This is a genomic window from Enterobacter cloacae complex sp. P18RS (assembly GCF_014982105.1).
In the GTDB taxonomy this organism is placed as follows: domain Bacteria; phylum Pseudomonadota; class Gammaproteobacteria; order Enterobacterales; family Enterobacteriaceae; genus Enterobacter; species Enterobacter hormaechei_C.
Genome location: NZ_JADCKV010000009.1, coordinates 32,536 through 50,547 on the forward strand (window position 1 = coordinate 32,536; position 18,012 = coordinate 50,547).

General features: G+C 55.7%; 19 protein-coding genes. 9 read left to right on the plus strand and 10 right to left on the minus strand.

Annotation, left to right across the window (positions count from 1 at the left end; translation table 11 throughout):
* Window positions 1-77: 77 nt before the first annotated feature.
* The gene (gene rraA / locus INF61_RS06670; RefSeq protein ID WP_033487969.1) at window positions 78-563 is read left to right on the plus strand and encodes a ribonuclease E activity regulator RraA; all 486 of its coding nucleotides are present in this window, start codon (window positions 78-80) and stop codon (window positions 561-563) included.
* Between the two features lie 586 nt (window positions 564-1,149).
* Here rraA and zapB read toward each other — a convergent pair.
* Window positions 1,150-1,389 carry a septal ring assembly protein ZapB gene (gene zapB / locus INF61_RS06675; RefSeq protein WP_003862031.1) on the minus strand — a complete coding sequence of 80 codons (240 nt, stop codon included), beginning with the start codon at window positions 1,387-1,389 and terminating at the stop codon, window positions 1,150-1,152.
* A gap of 399 nt (window positions 1,390-1,788) precedes the next feature.
* On the opposite strand from zapB, the gene INF61_RS06680 reads away from it, so the two are divergent.
* From INF61_RS06680 to fpr, 4 genes are all read left to right on the plus strand, one after another.
* A complete protein-coding gene (locus INF61_RS06680) occupies window positions 1,789-2,634 on the plus strand; it encodes an MIP/aquaporin family protein (protein ID WP_015569943.1) in 846 nt (281 codons plus the stop codon).
* Window positions 2,635-2,655: 21 nt separating this feature from the next.
* On the plus strand, window positions 2,656-4,164 hold the full coding sequence (gene glpK, locus INF61_RS06685; protein ID WP_006808669.1) for a glycerol kinase GlpK: 1,509 nt from the start codon (window positions 2,656-2,658) through the stop codon (window positions 4,162-4,164).
* A 122-nt stretch (window positions 4,165-4,286) separates the two neighbouring features.
* Window positions 4,287-5,297 carry a class II fructose-bisphosphatase gene (glpX, locus tag INF61_RS06690; protein ID WP_015569942.1) on the plus strand — a complete coding sequence of 337 codons (1,011 nt, stop codon included), beginning with the start codon at window positions 4,287-4,289 and terminating at the stop codon, window positions 5,295-5,297.
* 96 nt (window positions 5,298-5,393) lie between these two features.
* Window positions 5,394-6,140: a ferredoxin--NADP(+) reductase gene (gene fpr, locus INF61_RS06695; protein WP_017383095.1), complete on the plus strand. Its 747-nt coding sequence runs from the start codon at window positions 5,394-5,396 to the stop codon at window positions 6,138-6,140.
* Here the strand turns inward: fpr and INF61_RS06700 are convergent, their stop codons facing one another.
* Complete coding sequence (locus INF61_RS06700; RefSeq protein WP_006808672.1) at window positions 6,141-6,560, minus strand: DUF805 domain-containing protein; 420 nt, start codon at window positions 6,558-6,560, stop codon at window positions 6,141-6,143.
* Between the two features lie 112 nt (window positions 6,561-6,672).
* Here INF61_RS06700 and INF61_RS06705 point away from each other — a divergent pair, with 112 nt between their 5' ends.
* Both INF61_RS06705 and tpiA read left to right on the plus strand, forming a co-directional pair.
* Window positions 6,673-7,269: a DUF1454 family protein gene (locus tag INF61_RS06705; protein ID WP_017383094.1), complete on the plus strand. Its 597-nt coding sequence runs from the start codon at window positions 6,673-6,675 to the stop codon at window positions 7,267-7,269.
* 111 nt (window positions 7,270-7,380) lie between these two features.
* Entirely contained in the window at window positions 7,381-8,148 is a 768-nt protein-coding gene (gene tpiA, locus INF61_RS06710) for a triose-phosphate isomerase (protein WP_003862019.1), read from the plus strand.
* Between the two features lie 36 nt (window positions 8,149-8,184).
* Here the strand turns inward: tpiA and INF61_RS06715 are convergent, their stop codons facing one another.
* From INF61_RS06715 to cpxP, 6 genes are all read right to left on the minus strand, one after another.
* On the minus strand, window positions 8,185-9,489 hold the full coding sequence (locus tag INF61_RS06715) for an SLC13 family permease (RefSeq protein WP_023304636.1): 1,305 nt from the start codon (window positions 9,487-9,489) through the stop codon (window positions 8,185-8,187).
* A gap of 73 nt (window positions 9,490-9,562) precedes the next feature.
* A complete protein-coding gene (locus tag INF61_RS06720) occupies window positions 9,563-10,306 on the minus strand; it encodes a CDP-diacylglycerol diphosphatase (protein WP_045334307.1) in 744 nt (247 codons plus the stop codon).
* 111 nt (window positions 10,307-10,417) lie between these two features.
* Window positions 10,418-11,407, minus strand: a complete 990-nt coding sequence (locus tag INF61_RS06725) for a sulfate ABC transporter substrate-binding protein (RefSeq protein ID WP_032668967.1) — start codon at window positions 11,405-11,407, stop codon at window positions 10,418-10,420.
* Window positions 11,408-11,620: 213 nt separating this feature from the next.
* Window positions 11,621-12,583, minus strand: a complete 963-nt coding sequence (pfkA, locus tag INF61_RS06730; RefSeq protein ID WP_003862009.1) for a 6-phosphofructokinase — start codon at window positions 12,581-12,583, stop codon at window positions 11,621-11,623.
* Window positions 12,584-12,767: 184 nt separating this feature from the next.
* Entirely contained in the window at window positions 12,768-13,652 is an 885-nt protein-coding gene (gene fieF / locus INF61_RS06735; protein WP_023304638.1) for a CDF family cation-efflux transporter FieF, read from the minus strand.
* Window positions 13,653-13,805: 153 nt separating this feature from the next.
* Window positions 13,806-14,312, minus strand: coding sequence for a cell-envelope stress modulator CpxP (cpxP, locus tag INF61_RS06740; protein ID WP_003862006.1), 507 nt, complete (start codon window positions 14,310-14,312; stop codon window positions 13,806-13,808).
* 150 nt (window positions 14,313-14,462) lie between these two features.
* Here cpxP and cpxR point away from each other — a divergent pair, with 150 nt between their 5' ends.
* Both cpxR and cpxA read left to right on the plus strand, forming a co-directional pair.
* Window positions 14,463-15,161, plus strand: coding sequence for an envelope stress response regulator transcription factor CpxR (gene cpxR, locus INF61_RS06745; protein ID WP_003862004.1), 699 nt, complete (start codon window positions 14,463-14,465; stop codon window positions 15,159-15,161).
* A complete protein-coding gene (gene cpxA, locus INF61_RS06750) occupies window positions 15,158-16,531 on the plus strand; it encodes an envelope stress sensor histidine kinase CpxA (protein WP_015569937.1) in 1,374 nt (457 codons plus the stop codon). The genes cpxR and cpxA overlap by 4 nt, the downstream gene beginning before the upstream one ends.
* Before the next feature lie 43 nt (window positions 16,532-16,574).
* Here cpxA and yiiM read toward each other — a convergent pair whose 3' ends face one another.
* Entirely contained in the window at window positions 16,575-17,258 is a 684-nt protein-coding gene (yiiM, locus tag INF61_RS06755; RefSeq protein WP_063135449.1) for a 6-hydroxyaminopurine reductase, read from the minus strand.
* A gap of 66 nt (window positions 17,259-17,324) precedes the next feature.
* Window positions 17,325-17,945, minus strand: a complete 621-nt coding sequence (gene sodA, locus INF61_RS06760; protein ID WP_003861999.1) for a superoxide dismutase [Mn] — start codon at window positions 17,943-17,945, stop codon at window positions 17,325-17,327.
* Window positions 17,946-18,012: the final 67 nt, after the last annotated feature.

Sequence of the window (18,012 nt, forward strand, 5' to 3'; positions counted from 1 at the left end):
TAACAATTGATGATTTTGCCAACAACGCATTTCGCACGATATACTGAACACATTCGCAGCAACAGAGCGTTAAACCTATGAAATACGATACCTCCGAGCTTTGTGACATCTACCAGGAAGATGTCAACGTCGTTGAACCCCTGTTCTCCAACTTTGGTGGACGGTCGTCGTTTGGCGGACAAATCATCACGGTGAAATGTTTCGAGGACAACGGGTTGCTGTACGATCTGCTCGAAGAGAACGGTCGTGGTCGCGTCCTGCTGGTGGATGGTGGCGGTTCCGTGCGCCGTGCATTGATTGATGCTGAACTGGCGGGAATTGCCGTCCAGAACGAGTGGGAAGGCATTGTGGTGTACGGTTCCGTGCGTCAGGTGGACGATCTCGAAGACCTGGATATCGGGATTCAGGCCATCGCGGCCATACCGGTAGGCGCAGCGGGCGACGGCATCGGCGAAAGCGACGTGCGCGTCAATTTCGGCGGCGTGACCTTCTTCTCGGGCGACCACCTTTATGCTGACAATACCGGCATTATCCTTTCTGAAGATGCGCTGGATATTGAGTAGTTAATCGGTAAGCGAGATGCATAAAAAAACCGCCAACAGCAATGTGGCGGTTTTTTTGTCCCTCGGGATTCGCGGTCCGTTGGGACGTCTTACAGACTAACACCAAGGAACTTCATCATACTCTCGCCCAAACCTTGGGCAACCCTTCCTAACCTTTATAAAATCCTAATTGTCTGTGAATACCTTAACTACCTGGTTGATGCTCATTATGATACCGCGTCCCTTTCCGCCATCTCGCAAATGGGCATCGGTCCAGGGAAAGGTGTATTCACTACCGTAAAGCAGGCTAACATCAAGGCTTGTGTCCACCGACTTATCACCGGTGGTGAACGGTGGAGCGGTAAGCAGCAGGGACCGCATAATGAAACGCTATTTATGTATCGCGTTCATTGTCGCCAGCGTACTCGTTGTAAAGAGCGATGAACCTGTTGGGTTTGTTGCTTTTGCTACGACAGCGCAGGACAAGTAGCGTTAAGGCCGCCCAGGGCGGCCTTTTTTATGGTTTGATATCGGTTAGCGGAAACCATAAAAAAGCCGGGTGGCGGCTTCGCCTTACCCGGCCTGTTCAATGCATTCCCTAAGGAAATCAAACTTCTTCCATACGTCCCAGCAGCGCCTGCAAGCGTTCCTGCCAGCCGTTCTGCTGTTCGCGCAGCTGGTTGTTTTCGCGCTCCAGTTCTTCACGGCTGTGCTGAGCATTCTGAACTTCCTGTGACAGGGAGTTGTTCTTTTCTTTCAGCTCTTCAATTTCCATTTGCAGCAGCGTGATGGTGTCAATCGCCTGCTGTACTTTCGATTCCAGTTTCTCAAACACTTCTAAAGACATGATCCTACCTCTCCTGAATTGCAAGGCGACGCTTTAACGTAAACGCGCACAACATATGTTCCGATTGTATGGAGCGCCGTCGCCCCTGTCCAGCGGCATGCCACGCAGATCGCGGTTTGCAACACTTTTCGGCCTCGTCCTGGTGCGTTCGCCGCATATACCCCTAAGTTGTTAACCCATAAGTTAAAGAAATGATTCAGCCCATAATCCTTATCTGATGCAAAAACGCGCTTTATGGCGCGAAAACGCTCATTTTATTGACGCAGACCACACATTTCGATTTCGATATTTCTCGTTTGTGCTCGTTAACGATAAATTAACACTATGTCTACAGGGCATCGTGACTGTCACGGGCGGTCACGCAAACAATAAACATTACTCTTTTGCAGGATTCCGATTATGAGTCAGACATCAACCTTAAAAGGCCAGTGTATTGCCGAGTTCCTGGGTACCGGGTTGTTGATATTCTTCGGAGTAGGCTGTGTCGCAGCACTGAAAGTGGCGGGTGCCAGTTTTGGTCAGTGGGAAATCAGTATTATCTGGGGTCTGGGCGTGGCGATGGCCATCTACCTGACCGCAGGGGTTTCCGGTGCACATCTTAACCCGGCGGTGACCATCGCGTTGTGGCTATTCGCGTGTTTTGACGGACGCAAAGTTGTTCCTTTCATCATTTCGCAATTTGCCGGCGCCTTTTGCGCAGCGGCGTTAGTTTACGGGCTTTATTACAATCTTTTCATCGACTTCGAACAGACGCATCATATGGTGCGTGGCAGTGTCGAAAGTCTGGATCTGGCAGGCATTTTCTCAACGTATCCGAATCCGCATATCAATTTTGTGCAGGCGTTCGCGGTTGAGATGGTGATTACCGCTATTCTGATGGGCGTCATCATGGCGCTGGGCGACGACGGAAACGGCATTCCGCGCGGCCCGCTGGCGCCACTTTTGATTGGCCTTCTGATTGCGGTAATTGGCGCATCCATGGGTCCGCTGACCGGCTTTGCGATGAATCCGGCGCGTGACCTGGGTCCAAAAACCTTCGCCTTCTTTGCGGGATGGGGCGATGTCGCCTTCACGGGCGGCAAAGACATTCCTTACTTCCTGGTTCCGCTGTTCGGGCCAATCGTAGGGGCGGCGCTGGGCGCATTCGGCTATCGCAAATTAATTGGTCGCCACTTACCGTGCGACACCTGTGTGGAAGAGGAGAAAGAGACGGCTTCCACCACACAACAAAAAGCTTCGCTGTAATCTGACTACGGGACACATACCATGACCGAAAAAAAATATATCGTTGCGCTCGACCAGGGCACCACCAGCTCCCGCGCTGTCGTAATGGATCATGACGCGAACATTGTCAGCGTGTCTCAACGCGAATTTGAGCAAATTTATCCGCGTCCAGGCTGGGTAGAACACGACCCGATGGAGATCTGGGCGTCGCAAAGCTCCACGCTGGTGGAAGTGCTGGCGAAAGCCGACATCAGTTCTGACCAGATTGCCGCTATCGGTATCACCAACCAGCGTGAAACGACTGTGGTCTGGGAGCGCGAAACCGGTAAGCCCATCTACAACGCCATTGTCTGGCAGTGCCGTCGTACGTCAGAGATCTGCGAACAGCTGAAGCGCGAAGGAATGGAAGAGTACGTGCGCAGCGCCACCGGCCTGGTGGTTGACCCCTATTTCTCCGGCACCAAAGTGAAGTGGATCCTCGACCACGTGGAAGGTTCACGCGAGCGCGCACGACGTGGCGAGCTACTGTTCGGCACCGTCGATACCTGGCTTATCTGGAAGATGACTCAGGGACGCGTTCACGTTACCGACTACACCAACGCCTCGCGCACCATGCTGTTCAACATCAACACCCTTGAGTGGGATGACAAGATGCTGGACGCGCTGGACATTCCGCGCGCGATGCTGCCAGAAGTCCGTAAGTCTTCAGAAGTGTATGGCCAGACCAACATTGGCGGTAAAGGTGGCACCCGTATTCCTATCGCCGGTATCGCCGGTGACCAGCAGGCGGCCCTGTTCGGCCAGCTGTGCGTCAAGGAAGGGATGGCGAAGAACACCTACGGCACCGGTTGTTTTATGCTGATGAACACCGGCGAGAAAGCGGTGAAATCAGAAAACGGTCTGCTGACCACCATCGCCTGCGGCCCGCGCGGCGAAGTGAACTATGCCCTGGAAGGCGCGGTATTCATGGCGGGTGCTTCCATTCAGTGGCTGCGCGACGAGATGAAGCTGATCAGCGACGCGTTTGACTCCGAATACTTCGCGACCAAAGTGAAAGACACCAACGGCGTGTACGTGGTGCCAGCGTTCACCGGTCTGGGCGCACCGTACTGGGATCCGTATGCCCGCGGCGCGATTTTCGGCCTGACGCGCGGCGTGAACTCAAACCACATCATTCGCGCGACGCTGGAATCCATCGCCTACCAGACGCGCGACGTGCTGGAAGCGATGCAGGCTGACTCCGGCATTCGTCTGCACGCCCTGCGCGTGGACGGCGGTGCGGTCGCGAACAACTTCCTGATGCAGTTCCAGTCCGACATTCTGGGCACCCGCGTTGAACGTCCTGAGGTGCGAGAAGTGACGGCGCTGGGCGCGGCGTATCTGGCAGGTCTGGCGGTTGGCTTCTGGCAAAACCTCGACGAGCTTCAGGAAAAAGCGGTTATCGAACGCGAATTCCGTCCTGGCATCGAAACCACCGAGCGCAACTACCGCTACAGCGGCTGGAAGAAAGCGGTGAAACGTGCCCTGGCGTGGGAAGAGCACGACGAGTAAACCTATATTCCCTCTCCCCTGGGAGAGGGTTAGGGTGAGGGGCTCCGACCGCACCGGTCCCCTCGCCCCTCCCCACTCTGTGATAAACTTCGTGCAATTCCTTTTGATTGTACGAGTACCTCATGAAACGTGAACTTGCTATCGAGTTTTCCCGCGTCACCGAAGCTGCCGCCCTCGCAGGCTACAAGTGGCTGGGCCGTGGCGACAAAAATACCGCAGACGGCGCTGCCGTCCACGCCATGCGCATTGTGCTTAATCAGGTCAATATCGATGGCACTATCGTCATTGGCGAAGGCGAAATCGACGAAGCGCCGATGCTCTATATAGGTGAAAAAGTCGGGACGGGCAAAGGCGATGCGGTGGATATCGCGGTCGACCCGATTGAAGGCACGCGCATGACGGCGATGGGCCAGGCCAACGCGCTGGCGGTACTGGCGGTGGGCGATAAGGGCTGCTTCCTCAACGCGCCCGATATGTACATGGAAAAACTGATCGTCGGTCCTGGCGCTAAAGGCGCTATCGACCTTAGCCTGCCGCTGGACGCCAACCTGCGCAATATCGCCGCGGCGCTGGGTAAAGCGCTCAGCGAACTCACCGTGACCATTCTGGCGAAACCGCGCCACGACGCCACCATTGCGTACCTGCAAGCGCTCGGCGTACGCGTGTTTGCTATTCCGGATGGCGACGTTGCCGCCTCTATTCTGACCTGCATGCCGGACAGCGAAGTCGACGTGCTTTACGGCATCGGCGGCGCGCCGGAGGGTGTGGTCTCTGCGGCAGTGATCCGCGCGCTGGACGGCGATATGCAGGCGCGTCTGCTGCCACGCCATGAGGTCAAAGGCGACAGCGACGAGAACCTTCGCATTGGTGCAGACGAACTGGCGCGCTGCGCGGCGATGGGCATCGAGGCCAATAAAGTGCTCGCGCTGAACGAGATGGCCCGCAGCGATAACGTGGTCTTCTCCGCAACCGGCATCACCAAAGGCGATCTGCTGGACGGCATCACCCGCAAGGGCAACATGGCCACCACTGAAACCCTGCTGATCCGCGGTAAATCCCGCACTATTCGCCGCATTAAGTCCATTCATTATCTCGATCGTAAAGATCCGGACGTACAGACGCACATTCTGTAAAACCGTTTGATCGATAGAGCTTTCCGGCCCGAATGGGCTGGAAATGTTTCCCACAAGTACGGAAGATAGAAGAGAGAAACAGCACAGGAGAAGATCATGGCGGACTGGGTAACAGGTAAAGTCACAAAGGTACAGTTCTGGACCGATGCGCTATTTAGCCTCACGCTGCACGCTCCCGTTCATCCGTTTACTGCCGGGCAGTTTGCCAAACTCGGGCTGGATATCGACGGTGAACGCGTACAGCGCGCCTACTCTTACGTTAATGCGCCTGATAACCCGGACCTTGAGTTCTATCTGGTCACCGTCCCGGACGGTAAGCTCAGCCCGCGCCTCGCCGCGCTGAAGCCGGGCGATGACGTGCAGATTGTCTCCGACGCGGCGGGGTTCTTCGTGCTGGATGAAATCCCCGACTGTGACACGCTCTGGATGCTGGCGACCGGCACGGCCATCGGCCCGTATCTCTCCATTCTGCAATACGGCAAAGATCTGGAGCGCTTTAAAAATATCGTGCTGGTTCACGCCGCGCGCTACGCCGCAGACCTGAGCTATTTGCCGCAGATGCAGGCGCTGGAACAGCGATATGGCGGGAAGTTAAAAATTCAGACGGTGGTCAGCCGCGAAACCGCAGCCGGCTCGTTAACCGGTCGCGTTCCGGCGTTGATTGAAAGCGGCGCGCTGGAAGAAGCGGTGGGTTTACCGATGAATACCGAAACCAGCCATGTGATGCTGTGCGGTAACCCGCAGATGGTACGCGATACGCAGCAGTTGCTGAAGGATACCCGGCAGATGACGAAGCACCTTCGCCGCCGGCCGGGCCACATGACCGCCGAACACTACTGGTGATCAGCGGTACTTCACCTCAAGGGTATCTTTTCCATATTTGTTCTCGCTCTGGGTGCCGATAAACGCGCCCAGTTCGACAACCATCATTACAAAGATAACCGTCGGCAGCAGTCTGCCCACCACCCATGGGAGGATTGAGGGCAGCATTGACCAGTTCCCCGCCACCAGCATCCACGCCAGAATAATCAGGAAAGCCCATGCGCCGGAGCGGCCACGATCGTGCAGACGTTTCACCACTACGGCGGCGGTTGGCCACAGTAAACAGACCAGCGCAAATGCCGCCGTTTGCGTGCTCAGCCATGCGTTGTAGGCAACAAAAAACAGAAGCAGCATGGCGACAACCCACGTTGCAATCCAGATCCAGAAGTCACGGCGTCCAATACGCCCTTTGAATGAAAACAGCCACTGCTGTATGGTCATGTAAGGTTCCTTATTATTGTTTAGCCCGCATTTTACCCTGGAGTTGTGACCTTTTGACAAGCCGACCAGATATCGTTTTAATCATGGGCAATGACGGCCAGGGGCAATGTTGATGAAAAGTTCGGCACACTCTCTTTATTTGTGTTTAGCGATGCTGAGCGCCAGTTTTTCCCTGTATGCCGCGGAAACGGCTTCCCCGGTCACCGCCCCCTATCTTCTGGCGGGCGCCCCCTCTTTCGATCAATCTATCAGCCAGTTCCGCGAAGCCTTCAACAAAGAAAACCCCTCACTTCCGCTGGGAGAGTTCCGTGCGATTGACAGCGCCCGCGATACGCCGACCCTGACCCGCGCGGCCAGCAAAATTAACGAGAATCTGTATGCCTCTACCGCCCTTGAGCGCGGAACGTTAAAAATCAAAAGTATGCAGATCACCTGGCTGCCGATTCAGGGGCCAGAGCAGAAAGCGGCGAAAGCGAAAGCGCTGGAGTACATGAGCGCTATTCTGCGCGCCTTTACCCCCACCTTCACGAAAGCGCAAAGCCAGCAAAAGCTGCAAAAACTGCTTACCGCCGGGAAAAACAAACGCTATTACGCCGATACGGAAGGTGCCGTTCGCTATGTCGTCGCAGATAACGGCGAAAAGGGGCTGACCTTCGCGGTTGAACCGATTAAGCTGGCCCTATCAGACGCACTCGAGGGGGCGAATTAATGACAAAAAGCAAAGCCTTTCGAGGGAAAATCTCTATACTGATTCACAGACCATGCTGCCCGACAGGGCGGCCATATTCCTTAATTCGCTTATTGAGCGTGGAGAATTGAAATGCGACATCCTTTAGTGATGGGTAACTGGAAACTGAACGGCAGCCGCCACATGGTAAACGAACTGGTTGCTAACCTGCGTAAAGAGCTGGCTGGCGTGACCGGCTGCGCGGTTGCTATCGCTCCGCCGGATATGTACCTGGATCTGGCTAAACGTGCCGCTGACGGCAGCCACATCATTCTGGGCGCGCAGAACGTTGACGTTAACCTGTCTGGCGCGTTCACCGGTGAAACCTCCGCTGAAATGCTGAAAGATATCGGCGCGAAATACATCATCATCGGCCACTCCGAGCGTCGCACCTATCACAAAGAATCCGATGAGTTCATCGCGAAGAAATTCGCTGTGCTGAAAGAGCAGGGTCTGATCCCGGTTCTGTGCATCGGTGAAACCGAAGCAGAAAACGAAGCAGGCAAAACCGAAGAAGTGTGCGCACGTCAGATCGACGCTGTGCTGAAAACCCAGGGCGCGGCAGCGTTCGAAGGCGCGGTTATCGCTTACGAGCCAGTCTGGGCGATCGGTACCGGCAAATCTGCAACTCCAGCGCAGGCACAGGCGGTGCACAAGTTCATCCGTGACCACATTGCAAAAGCAGACGCGAAAGTGGCTGAGCAGGTCATCATCCAGTACGGCGGTTCCGTTAACGCATCAAACGCAGCTGAGCTGTTCACCCAGCCAGACATCGATGGCGCACTGGTTGGCGGCGCATCCCTGAAAGCAGACGCTTTCGCGGTGATCGTTAAAGCGGCAGAAGCGGCTAAGCAGGCGTAATTGCCTTTGTGGCGGGTGGCGCTTCGCTAACCCGCCCTACAAACGACCTAACACGCTAAACCACAAATAATCCAGCGGCAGCAGCACCAGATACGTCGCAATCGCCAGCGCCAGACAAAGCAGCATCCCCGCTTTCGCAGGCACTTTCCCTAAGCCCATCGCCACTACAATCGGCGACGCCTGATACGGCAGCAGCGGCGTGGAATACCCCAGCACCTGAATCATGATCACCGACAGCAGCGGGAAGCCGGTCGCGTCCGAGAAGCTCTGCGCCAGCGTGGTGTACAGCGCAGGAACGCCGTTGGCGGTCATAATGAAGTTGAGCGCCGTGGTGATCCCCGTCAGCGCCAGGAAGCTGGTAAACGGGCGGTCTGCATCCAGCGGCATGATATGGAGCAACGCCTCGCCTACGGCCGCACCGATGCCGGTCTGCGTCACCGTAATGGCCAGCCCGAGTATACCCGCGACGTAAATACAGGTGCGCATATTCACCCCCGCCGAGAACTCTTCCCCGGTGATAAAACCGATGCGCGGCAGCATAACGATGACCGAGGCCGCCAGCCCCGTCCACGCTGGCCCAACGCCGTGCCAGCTCTCCGTCACCCACATCGTCAACACCACCGCCAGCAGCCAGGCGAGTCGTTTTTCGTCACGCCCCATCGGTTCCGATGGCGTGAGATCCTTCGCCGGTTTCGGGTTGCCGGGGAACAGCCAGCAGATCAGGCCAATCAGAATCAGGCCTTTGAGAATACCCAGCACCGGGGTGTGCAGCAGCAGATACGGGACATAGTTGAGGTGGATACCGTATGAGCCTTCCGCCGCGCCGCTCATCACCAGGTTGGGCACGTTGGCGGGCAAAATAGTGGCCGAGAGCTGGAAGGTGCCAAACCCGACCGCCAGCGCCAGGCCAAACCAGGCCCGCGAGCCATCAGGAATGCCGGCCCGCTTCGCCATCGCGGCGACAATCGGCATCAGCAGTGCAATACGTCCCATGTTCGACGGCATCACGAATGCCAGGGCATAGCTCAGCAGCACAACGCTCGCCACCATCAGCACCCAGGAGTCGGTAAGCTTTGCCGACAGCGCCCGGGCGGCCCTGTCCGCCAGGCCGGTTTTCCGAATCGCCACGCCCAGCACAAAGCCGCTGAACACCAGCCAGAAGGCAGACGAGGCGAAGCCGCCGAAGATCACTTCCGGCGGGGCGATTCTGGCGGTCATCGCCGCCGTGAAAAACAACAACGCGGTGATAAATTCCGGCAACAGCGACGTCGCCCACAGCACGATGGTGACGCCGACGATCAGCGAGGGAAGCAGCAGAGGATGCGTTAACCAGAGCGACATACCTGTCTCCTGTAGAATTTTTCAGCAAGTCTACGGCGACAGGCAGGGCGAGTAAACGCTATTTATGGTGGGGTCACTTCAGGATATCGCATTGATGATCCTGCAATTCCTCAGCCGACGCGCGGTTAAAGGTAAGCAGGTTACGCTCTGTCGCCAGCAATACAAACGAGCCGTCCGACTGCTGCGCCATCGCCAGCGCGAAGCGTCCCATATGATCGCGGGCTTCCGGCAGCTCTTCCGCCAGCATCATAAACGGGCTGCGCTGCACCAGTTCGTTCTCCGTCACCCGACGGGCAAGGTATTCATGCCCTTCCAGCCCGCCCGGAAGCGGTAACCACTGGGTGCTGATTTGCCCCTGCGACGCGTTCAGCTTCTCACGCACGTCCGGGCGCAGACAGGAGATGTGGATATGAAAATGGTTTTGCGTGCGCCCGGTCGGGGAGTTGATGGTCAGCGAAACGGCGCTGTCAGGCACGTCGGCCCCCCGTTTCATGCTCATAAAGTTACGCGACTGCCATGCCAGCCAGAAGAAATTCGGTGTCTGCGGCTCAGTCAGCAGCGGGCTTTCGGTGCCGTTGATACGGTACGTGGGCATCAGCAGGTATTGCAGCGGCCCGTTGCGGTCCTTGAACACCACGTAGCCCGCATCTGGCTTCACCTGCGCGCACGGTGCCGGGTTACGGTTGTGCAGCTGGTTGGGCACACACTGGTCGAGAACGATATGACGCAACGCATTCGGATTACCCGCTTTCATCCAGTACACGCCGCCTGCGGCAAGGGCGATAACGATCAGAATCAGTAAGATAATTTTTTTCACAACGCGTTCCCTGTTTTCAATAGAGGCAAAAGAGTAACGCAAAATGATGACCAAATAAAAAACCCGGCGGATTTCTCACACCGGGTTACCGTGTCGTTCTGTGTAAAACGCTTAGCGCTTGCTGATCTGGTCGAAGGTGCCGCCGTTAGAGAAGTGCTCTTTCTGCGCTTTGGTCCAGCCGCCAAACACATCATCAATAGTGAACAGCTTCAGTTTCGGGAAGGCGTTTTCGTATTTCTTCGCGACGGTCTCATCGCGCGGGCGGTAGAAGTTTTTCGCCGCAATTTCCTGCCCTTCAGGTGAGTAGAGGTACTTCAGATAGGCTTCCGCCACCGCTTTGGTGCCCTTCTTATCAACAACCTTATCGACGACGGAGACGGTCGGCTCAGCGAGGATGGATTCGCTCGGGGTGACGATCTCGAACTTGTCTTTACCCAGCTCGTTGGTCGCCAGCAGGGCTTCGTTTTCCCAGGCGATCAGCACGTCGCCAATGCCGCGTTCGACGAAGGTGTTGGTTGCGCCGCGCGCGCCGGAGTCCAGCACTTCGACGTTTTTAAACAGTGCTTTGACGAAGTCCTGTGCTTTGGCCTGATCGCCGTTGTTGTGGTGCAGCGCGTAGCCCCAGGCTGCCAGATAGTTCCAGCGTGCGCCGCCGGAGCTTTTTGGGTTCGGGGTAATGACAGACACGCCTGGCTTAATCAGGTCGTTCCAGTCCTTAATCTGTTTCGGGTTGCCTTTACGCACCAGGAAGACAATGGTCGAGGTGTATGGCGCAGAGTTGTCCGGCAGACGCTTGATCCAGTTTTTGTCGATACGGCCACGCTCCGCGATCGCGTCCACGTCATAAGCCAGCGCCAGGGTAACCACATCGGCTTCAATACCGTTGATCACCGATGTCGCCTGCTTACCGGAACCGCCGTGAGACTGGCGAACCACCACGTTATCGCCGGTTTCCTGTTTCCAGTGCGCCGCGAAAGCTTTGTTGTACTGGTCGTACAGTTCACGCGTCGGATCGTACGACACGTTCAGTAACTGAATGTCCTTTGCCAGAACGCTGGTCGATGCCAGCAATAATGTTAACCCCACGCCCCATTTATTCATCGCCCAGCTCTCTTGTGTAGTGTTTTGATGAATGCAGCGTGCCAGAAAGCTAACCGATGATTAAAGAATAAAAAAAGATTGGCTATAACGTAGTGGAATAAAAAAGCGTGCACGCATAAAAAAGCCGGGTGGCGGCTACGCCTTACCCGGCCTACGAATCGTGCTTTTGTAGGCCCGGTAAGCGCAGCGCCACCGGGCAACAGAGTCAATCAATCAGTACAGTTTTTTCGCGCAGTCCAGCCAGTCACCTTTGAACGGACGCTTCATGTTTTCAATGGCATCGATGATGTCATGGTGAACCAGTTTCTCGTTCTGGATACCGACGCAGCGGCCGCCGTGACCCTGAAGCAGTAGCTCGATCGCGTACGCGCCCATGCGGGACGCCAGGATACGGTCGTACGGGCCTGGGGAACCACCACGCTGAATGTGACCCAGAACGGTCGCGCGGGTTTCGCGTTTGGTTTCGGTTTCGATGTACTTCGCCAGCTCGTCAACGTCACAGATGTGCTCGGTGATAGCAACGATGGCGTGTTTCTTACCTTTCGCGATACCGGCTTTGATTTCAGCGACCAGATCTTCACGGCTAAATTCCACTTCCGGCACCACCACGAACTCACAGCCACCGGCAATTGCCGCCGCCAGAGTCAGGTCACCGCAGTAACGGCCCATCACTTCAACAATAGAAATACGCTGGTGAGAGGAAGAGGTGTCACGCAGGCGGTCAATCGCTTCCACAACGGTACCCAGCGCGGTGAAGTAACCGATGGTGTAGTCGGTGCCTTTGATGTCGTTGTCGATGGTGCCAGGCAGGCCGATGCACGGGAAGCCCATTTCAGTCAGACGTTTTGCACCCATGTACGAGCCGTCGCCGCCGATAACCACCAGCGCATCCAGACCCCGTTTTTTCATGTTTTCGATAGCCACTTCACGGATGTGTTCGTCACGGAATTCCGGGAAGCGCGCAGAACCGAGGAAAGTACCGCCACGGTTGATCATGTCAGACACGCTGTAGCGGTCGAGCTGAACCATGCGGTCTTCATACAGACCCAGGTAACCGTCATAGATACCAAAAACTTCCAGACCTTCCGTCAGCGCTGCACGGACAACCCCACGGATTGCCGCGTTCATGCCCGGCGCATCACCGCCGCTTGTCAACACACCGATTTTCTTAATCATGACTACCTCTGAACTTAGGAATGCAAAATTGAAATCTGCTGCCGGAAGAAACTGTTCAACCGTCGAATACTGCAAATAGTATATCAATCCCTTCCAGCTGAATTGATTCAGGTCAGGCCATATGGTGGTAATTTATCCACAAAATGCTGCTCTGGCTCACTTTTTTACAACGAATTACGAAAGCTCAAAACGCCCTGGGTACGACAGAGCACGGATCCTGATGAATAATGACGTCTGACCCAGGGAAACGCTGCAAAATCGCCTGCTCCACCTGTTCAGCGACCATATGCGCCTGAACCAGTGGCAGGTTGTCTTCCATTTCCAAATGAATCTGAATAAAGCGGGTCGGCCCTGACTGCCGCGTACGAAGATCGTGAGCACCACTGACGCCAGGCCAGTTGGTCACGATGGCATAAATTTCATCACGTTCTGCGTCCGGAAGCGCACGGTCAAGAAGCGACTGCACCGCGTCATACCCCATCCGCAACGCGCTGTATAAAATATAGATCCCTATCCCTAACGCAAACAACGCATCGGCCCGATGCCAGCCATACCAGGCCAGACCGAGCGCAATAAGAATAGCCCCATTCATCATAACATCAGACTGATAATGAAGCATATCGGCCCGTACAGCCTGGCTTTGTGTTTTGCGTACAACCCAGCGCTGGAACGTTACAAGAACAAGTGTGCTTATAAGTGCAACTACCGTTACGACCACGCCAACGCCCGGATCGTTCATCGGAGAAGGCGAAATAAGATGCTGAATACCGGTCAAAAACAGGAAAAGCGCAGAGCCCGAAATAAACATGCTTTGTGCCAGCGCGGCCAGCGATTCCGCTTTGCCGTGGCCAAACGTATGCTCTTCATCCGCCGGTTGCAGCGAGTAGCGCACCACCAGCAGGTTGGTCAGCGAGGCGGCAATATCCACCAGTGAATCCACCAGTGCCGCCAGAATACTGACCGACCCGGTGTACCACCACGCGAAAATTTTAATGATCAGCAAACACGACGCCATCACCGTCGCGGCTATTGCGGCCCGGCTTACCAGCCGTCCATAGGATTGATTCATAAACACTCCTGTCATGCCATGGCGCTAGTATAACGGATGGTGGTGGAGTGAAAGGATGAATAAAGCGTTAACAAACCTGAACGATGGGCAAAAAAAACCCCCACATCATGTGGGGGAAGACAGGGATGGTGTCTATGGCAAGGAAAACAGGGTTTACTGGTTACTACGGGTACTGCTATTGCTACTGAAAAGCGTCATATCTGAGCTTCGCTGCATCCGTGCAACCTCACGCAACTGGTTCATCCGTTGCTGATGTTTGGTATTCAAAACCGCTTGCTGCTCGGGCGTTAGCAGGTGGAACATCTGGTTGCGAACCTTCGCCATCTCTACCTGACGGGCAACCTGTTCCTGCGCCATTTTTTCGGCCTGAGCGCGTACAGCGCTTTCGTCAAAATTTTCTGCGGTGACAAGGCGATGCATTGTCTCCATTTCGCTAACATTAACAGGGGGCTGGTCGTGTCTTGCCCTCTGCATCAGATCTCGCATCTGTTGACGCTGATGTTCGGTTAAACTTATGCCGTCAAACATATGGCTTTGGCTGCTGTGCTGCGTTGCGCCCTCTGCTGAGGAACCGTTATCGCTGATGATAGCTACAGCAGCCTGGCTAAACGCACTGAAGGCCAGCGTTGAGGCCATGACGGCAGCGGTAACTTTGCGCATCACTTGCTCCCAAAATCTTTCGTGTCGCGATTCAACGAGAGACAGTCTACGATTCAGGCTGCAAACATGCGTCAGGGGGTGTAAAACAACGTAAAGTCATGGATTAGATAGCCTTGATGTCGTAATTTCTGCCTCGGAGGTATTTAAACAATGAATAAAATCCTGTTAGTTGATGATGACCGAGAGCTCACATCTCTTTTAAAGGAGTTGCTCGACATGGAAGGTTTCAACGTCCTGGTTGCCCATGATGGCGAGCAGGCGCTGAGTCTCCTTGACGACAGCATCGATTTACTTTTGCTCGACGTCATGATGCCGAAGAAAAACGGTATTGATACGTTGAAAGAGCTTCGCCAGACACACCAGACCCCCGTCATTATGCTGACCGCACGCGGCAGCGAGCTTGACCGCGTACTCGGCCTTGAGCTGGGTGCGGATGACTATTTACCTAAGCCGTTCAACGACCGTGAACTGGTGGCCCGTATTCGCGCGATCCTGCGCCGCTCTCACTGGAGCGAGCAGCAGCAGAATACCGACAACAGCTCACCTACGCTGGAAGTGGACTCCCTGAGCCTGAACCCGGGCCGCCAGGAAGCGAGCTTCGACGGTGAAACGCTGGAGCTAACCGGCACCGAGTTCACCCTGCTGTATCTGCTGGCGCAGCATCTCGGCCAGGTGGTGTCGCGTGAACACTTAAGCCAGGAAGTGCTCGGCAAACGCCTCACCCCGTTTGATCGCGCCATCGACATGCACATCTCTAACCTGCGCCGTAAGCTGCCGGAGCGTAAAGACGGTCATCCCTGGTTTAAAACCCTGCGTGGTCGCGGTTATCTGATGGTTTCCGCTTCATGATAGGCAGCTTAACCGCCCGCATCTTCGCCATCTTCTGGCTGACGCTGGCACTGGTTTTAATGCTCGTTTTGATGTTGCCAAAACTCGACTCACGCCAGATGACGGAGCTACTCGACAGCGAGCAACGTCAGGGCGTGATGATCGAGCAGCACGTGGAAGCGGAGCTGGCAAACGATCCGCCGAACGATTTAATGTGGTGGCGCAGGCTGTTTCGCGCTATCGACAAGTGGGCGCCCCCCGGACAACGTCTTTTACTGGTCACTAGTGAAGGCCGCGTGATTGGGGCAGATCGCAATGAAATGCAGATTATCCGCAACTTTATTGGCCAGGCGGATAATGCCGATCACCCACAGAAAAAGAAATATGGTCGGGTAGAGATGGTCGGTCCTTTCTCGGTGCGGGATGGGGAAGACAATTACCAGCTCTATCTGATTCGCCCTGCGAGCAGTTCACAGTCCGACTTTATCAACCTGCTGTTTGACCGTCCGCTTTTGCTGTTGATTGTCACGATGCTGGTCAGTTCCCCGCTGCTGTTATGGCTGGCGTGGAGCCTGGCGAAACCGGCGCGTAAGCTGAAAAATGCGGCGGACGAAGTGGCGCAGGGCAACCTGAGGCAGCATCCGGAGCTGGAATCCGGGCCGCAGGAGTTCCTGGCCGCCGGAACCAGTTTTAACCAGATGGTCTCTGCTCTTGACCGCATGATGACCGCGCAGCAACGCCTGCTGTCGGATATCTCCCACGAGCTGCGGACGCCGCTCACGCGCTTACAGCTGGGTACCGCCCTGCTGCGCCGCCGCAGCGGTGAGAGCAAAGAGCTGGAGCGTATTGAGACGGAAGCGCATCGCCTGGACAGCATGATCAACGATCTGCTGGTGATGTCTCGCAATCAGCAGAAAAACGCGCTTGTGAGCGAAACGGTGAAAGCCAATCACCTCTGGCATGAGGTGCTGGACAACGCGGCGTTCGAAGCGGAGCAGATGGGCAAATCGTTCACCGTCAACTTCCCGCCGGGCCCGTGGCCACTCTACGGTAACCCCAACACGCTGGAAAGCGCGCTGGAGAATATCGTGCGTAACGCCCTGCGCTATTCGCACACGAAGATTGAAGTGGCGTTTTCGGTGGATAAAGACGGGATTACCGTCATTGTCGATGACGATGGTCCTGGCGTCAGCCCGGAAGATCGCGAGCAGATTTTCCGTCCGTTCTACCGCACCGACGAGGCGCGCGACCGTGAATCTGGTGGTACGGGGCTAGGTCTGGCGATTGTTGAAACCGCCATGCAACAGCACCGTGGCTGGGTGAAAGCCGATGACAGCCCGCTGGGCGGGCTGAGGTTAACGCTGTGGCTGCCGCTGTATAAGCGTTCGTAACCGTATGTGCCGGGTGGCGGCTTCGCCTTACCCGGCCTACTTTCTACGGAATCTCTTTCCCCCACAATCTCCGCGAACTGCTCTCGATCTTGCCGCTTAACCGCCGCTTCTGCATCGTTCTGGTCCAGCTGGTGGATAATCCCGCCGCTGACAGCAGGCGGTGATACTGCTCGTCATCAAACGGCATATGCCAGGCAATTGCGCAGGCCTCGTATACCGACACCTCACTCAAGCGCGAAGCCAGCTCAAGCGGCGCATCCGCCGAAACCTGTCCCGCCTGCACAACGCGATACAGCCAGCCGGTTTTACCCGCGTTTTGCAGCTGGGCCGACATATCCTGAATGCCGAAATGGTAATTAAGCTTAAAGCACGGTGAGCGCGGCTGGGTGACCTGAATCAAAGCATCGCCCCAGCGGTAAATATCGCCGATAAAGACGTTCTTCTCCGTCAGCCCCTCCGTTGAGAGATTTTCGCCAAACGCGGGGGCGACGAAGAGGTCCGCCTGTTCAGGAAATTCGGCTTTCCAGTGCTGATAGTGCTCGCGCGGATAGTGGCACAGCGCGCGATCAGGCCCGCCGTGGATTTTCTTTTCAGCCTGCTGGTCACCCGCAAGCCCGAGATCGGTCAACGTCAGCTCACCGTCGACCTGCACTTTGGCGATGGCGCTCGGGCGGCTGCCTTCGTACTCCCTTACCTTGCCTGTAAACACATTCACCGGGTAATGCATCTCCACTCCTTCAGATACAAAAAAAGCGAGTCATCAGACTCGCTTCTCACAGGCGTCAATGCAACCTTATTTTTTAGCGGCGAAACGCGCTGCTGCTTCGTCCCAGTTCACTACATCCCAGAAGGCTTTGATGTAGTCAGGGCGACGGTTCTGGAACTTCAGGTAGTAAGCGTGTTCCCACACGTCCAGACCCAGAATTGGGAAGCCGGATGCGCCAGAGATAGCTTCACCCATCAGCGGGGAGTCCTGGTTAGCGGTAGAAACGACCGCCAGTTTGTCACCTTTCAGGACCAGCCACGCCCAGCCAGAGCCGAAACGGGTTGCAGCGGCTTTTTCGAATTCCGCTTTGAAGTTGTCAACGGAACCGAAGTCACGCTCGATAGCCGCTTTCAGGTCGCCCTGAAGGGTGGTGCCGGTTTTCAGGCCTTTCCAGAACAGGCTGTGGTTAGCGTGACCGCCCGCGTTGTTGCGCAGCACGGTTTTCTTGTCTGCCGGCAGCTGGTCCAGTTTGGTGATCAGCTCTTCAACAGGCAGATTAGCGAACTCTGGCAGGCTTTCCAGCGCAGCATTCGCGTTGTTCACATAGGTCTGGTGGTGTTTAGTGTGATGGATTTCCATCGTCTGCTTGTCGAAATGCGGTTCCAGTGCGTCGTAGGCATACGGCAGGGATGGCAGTGTATAACTCATAATCCTCTCCATTATTGTCGGGCGGCACAGCTGTTAATGCCGCGTAAGCAGTTGGTTCATTATAGTT

Bases quoted from the DNA above. Each gene is read 5' to 3' on its own strand.
- rraA (WP_033487969.1), top strand. From the start codon at position 78: ATGAAATACGATACCTCCGAGCTTTGTGACATCTACCAGGAAGATGTC.
- zapB (WP_003862031.1), bottom strand. From the start codon at position 1,389: ATGTCTTTAGAAGTGTTTGAGAAACTGGAATCGAAAGTACAGCAGGCG.
- INF61_RS06680 (WP_015569943.1), top strand. From the start codon at position 1,789: ATGAGTCAGACATCAACCTTAAAAGGCCAGTGTATTGCCGAGTTCCTG.
- glpK (WP_006808669.1), top strand. From the start codon at position 2,656: ATGACCGAAAAAAAATATATCGTTGCGCTCGACCAGGGCACCACCAGC.
- glpX (WP_015569942.1), top strand. From the start codon at position 4,287: ATGAAACGTGAACTTGCTATCGAGTTTTCCCGCGTCACCGAAGCTGCC.
- fpr (WP_017383095.1), top strand. From the start codon at position 5,394: ATGGCGGACTGGGTAACAGGTAAAGTCACAAAGGTACAGTTCTGGACC.
- INF61_RS06700 (WP_006808672.1), bottom strand. From the start codon at position 6,560: ATGACCATACAGCAGTGGCTGTTTTCATTCAAAGGGCGTATTGGACGC.
- INF61_RS06705 (WP_017383094.1), top strand. From the start codon at position 6,673: ATGAAAAGTTCGGCACACTCTCTTTATTTGTGTTTAGCGATGCTGAGC.
- tpiA (WP_003862019.1), top strand. From the start codon at position 7,381: ATGCGACATCCTTTAGTGATGGGTAACTGGAAACTGAACGGCAGCCGC.
- INF61_RS06715 (WP_023304636.1), bottom strand. From the start codon at position 9,489: ATGTCGCTCTGGTTAACGCATCCTCTGCTGCTTCCCTCGCTGATCGTC.
- INF61_RS06725 (WP_032668967.1), bottom strand. From the start codon at position 11,407: ATGAATAAATGGGGCGTGGGGTTAACATTATTGCTGGCATCGACCAGC.
- pfkA (WP_003862009.1), bottom strand. From the start codon at position 12,583: ATGATTAAGAAAATCGGTGTGTTGACAAGCGGCGGTGATGCGCCGGGC.
- fieF (WP_023304638.1), bottom strand. From the start codon at position 13,652: ATGAATCAATCCTATGGACGGCTGGTAAGCCGGGCCGCAATAGCCGCG.
- cpxP (WP_003862006.1), bottom strand. From the start codon at position 14,312: ATGCGCAAAGTTACCGCTGCCGTCATGGCCTCAACGCTGGCCTTCAGT.
- cpxR (WP_003862004.1), top strand. From the start codon at position 14,463: ATGAATAAAATCCTGTTAGTTGATGATGACCGAGAGCTCACATCTCTT.
- cpxA (WP_015569937.1), top strand. From the start codon at position 15,158: ATGATAGGCAGCTTAACCGCCCGCATCTTCGCCATCTTCTGGCTGACG.
- yiiM (WP_063135449.1), bottom strand. From the start codon at position 17,258: ATGCATTACCCGGTGAATGTGTTTACAGGCAAGGTAAGGGAGTACGAA.
- sodA (WP_003861999.1), bottom strand. From the start codon at position 17,945: ATGAGTTATACACTGCCATCCCTGCCGTATGCCTACGACGCACTGGAA.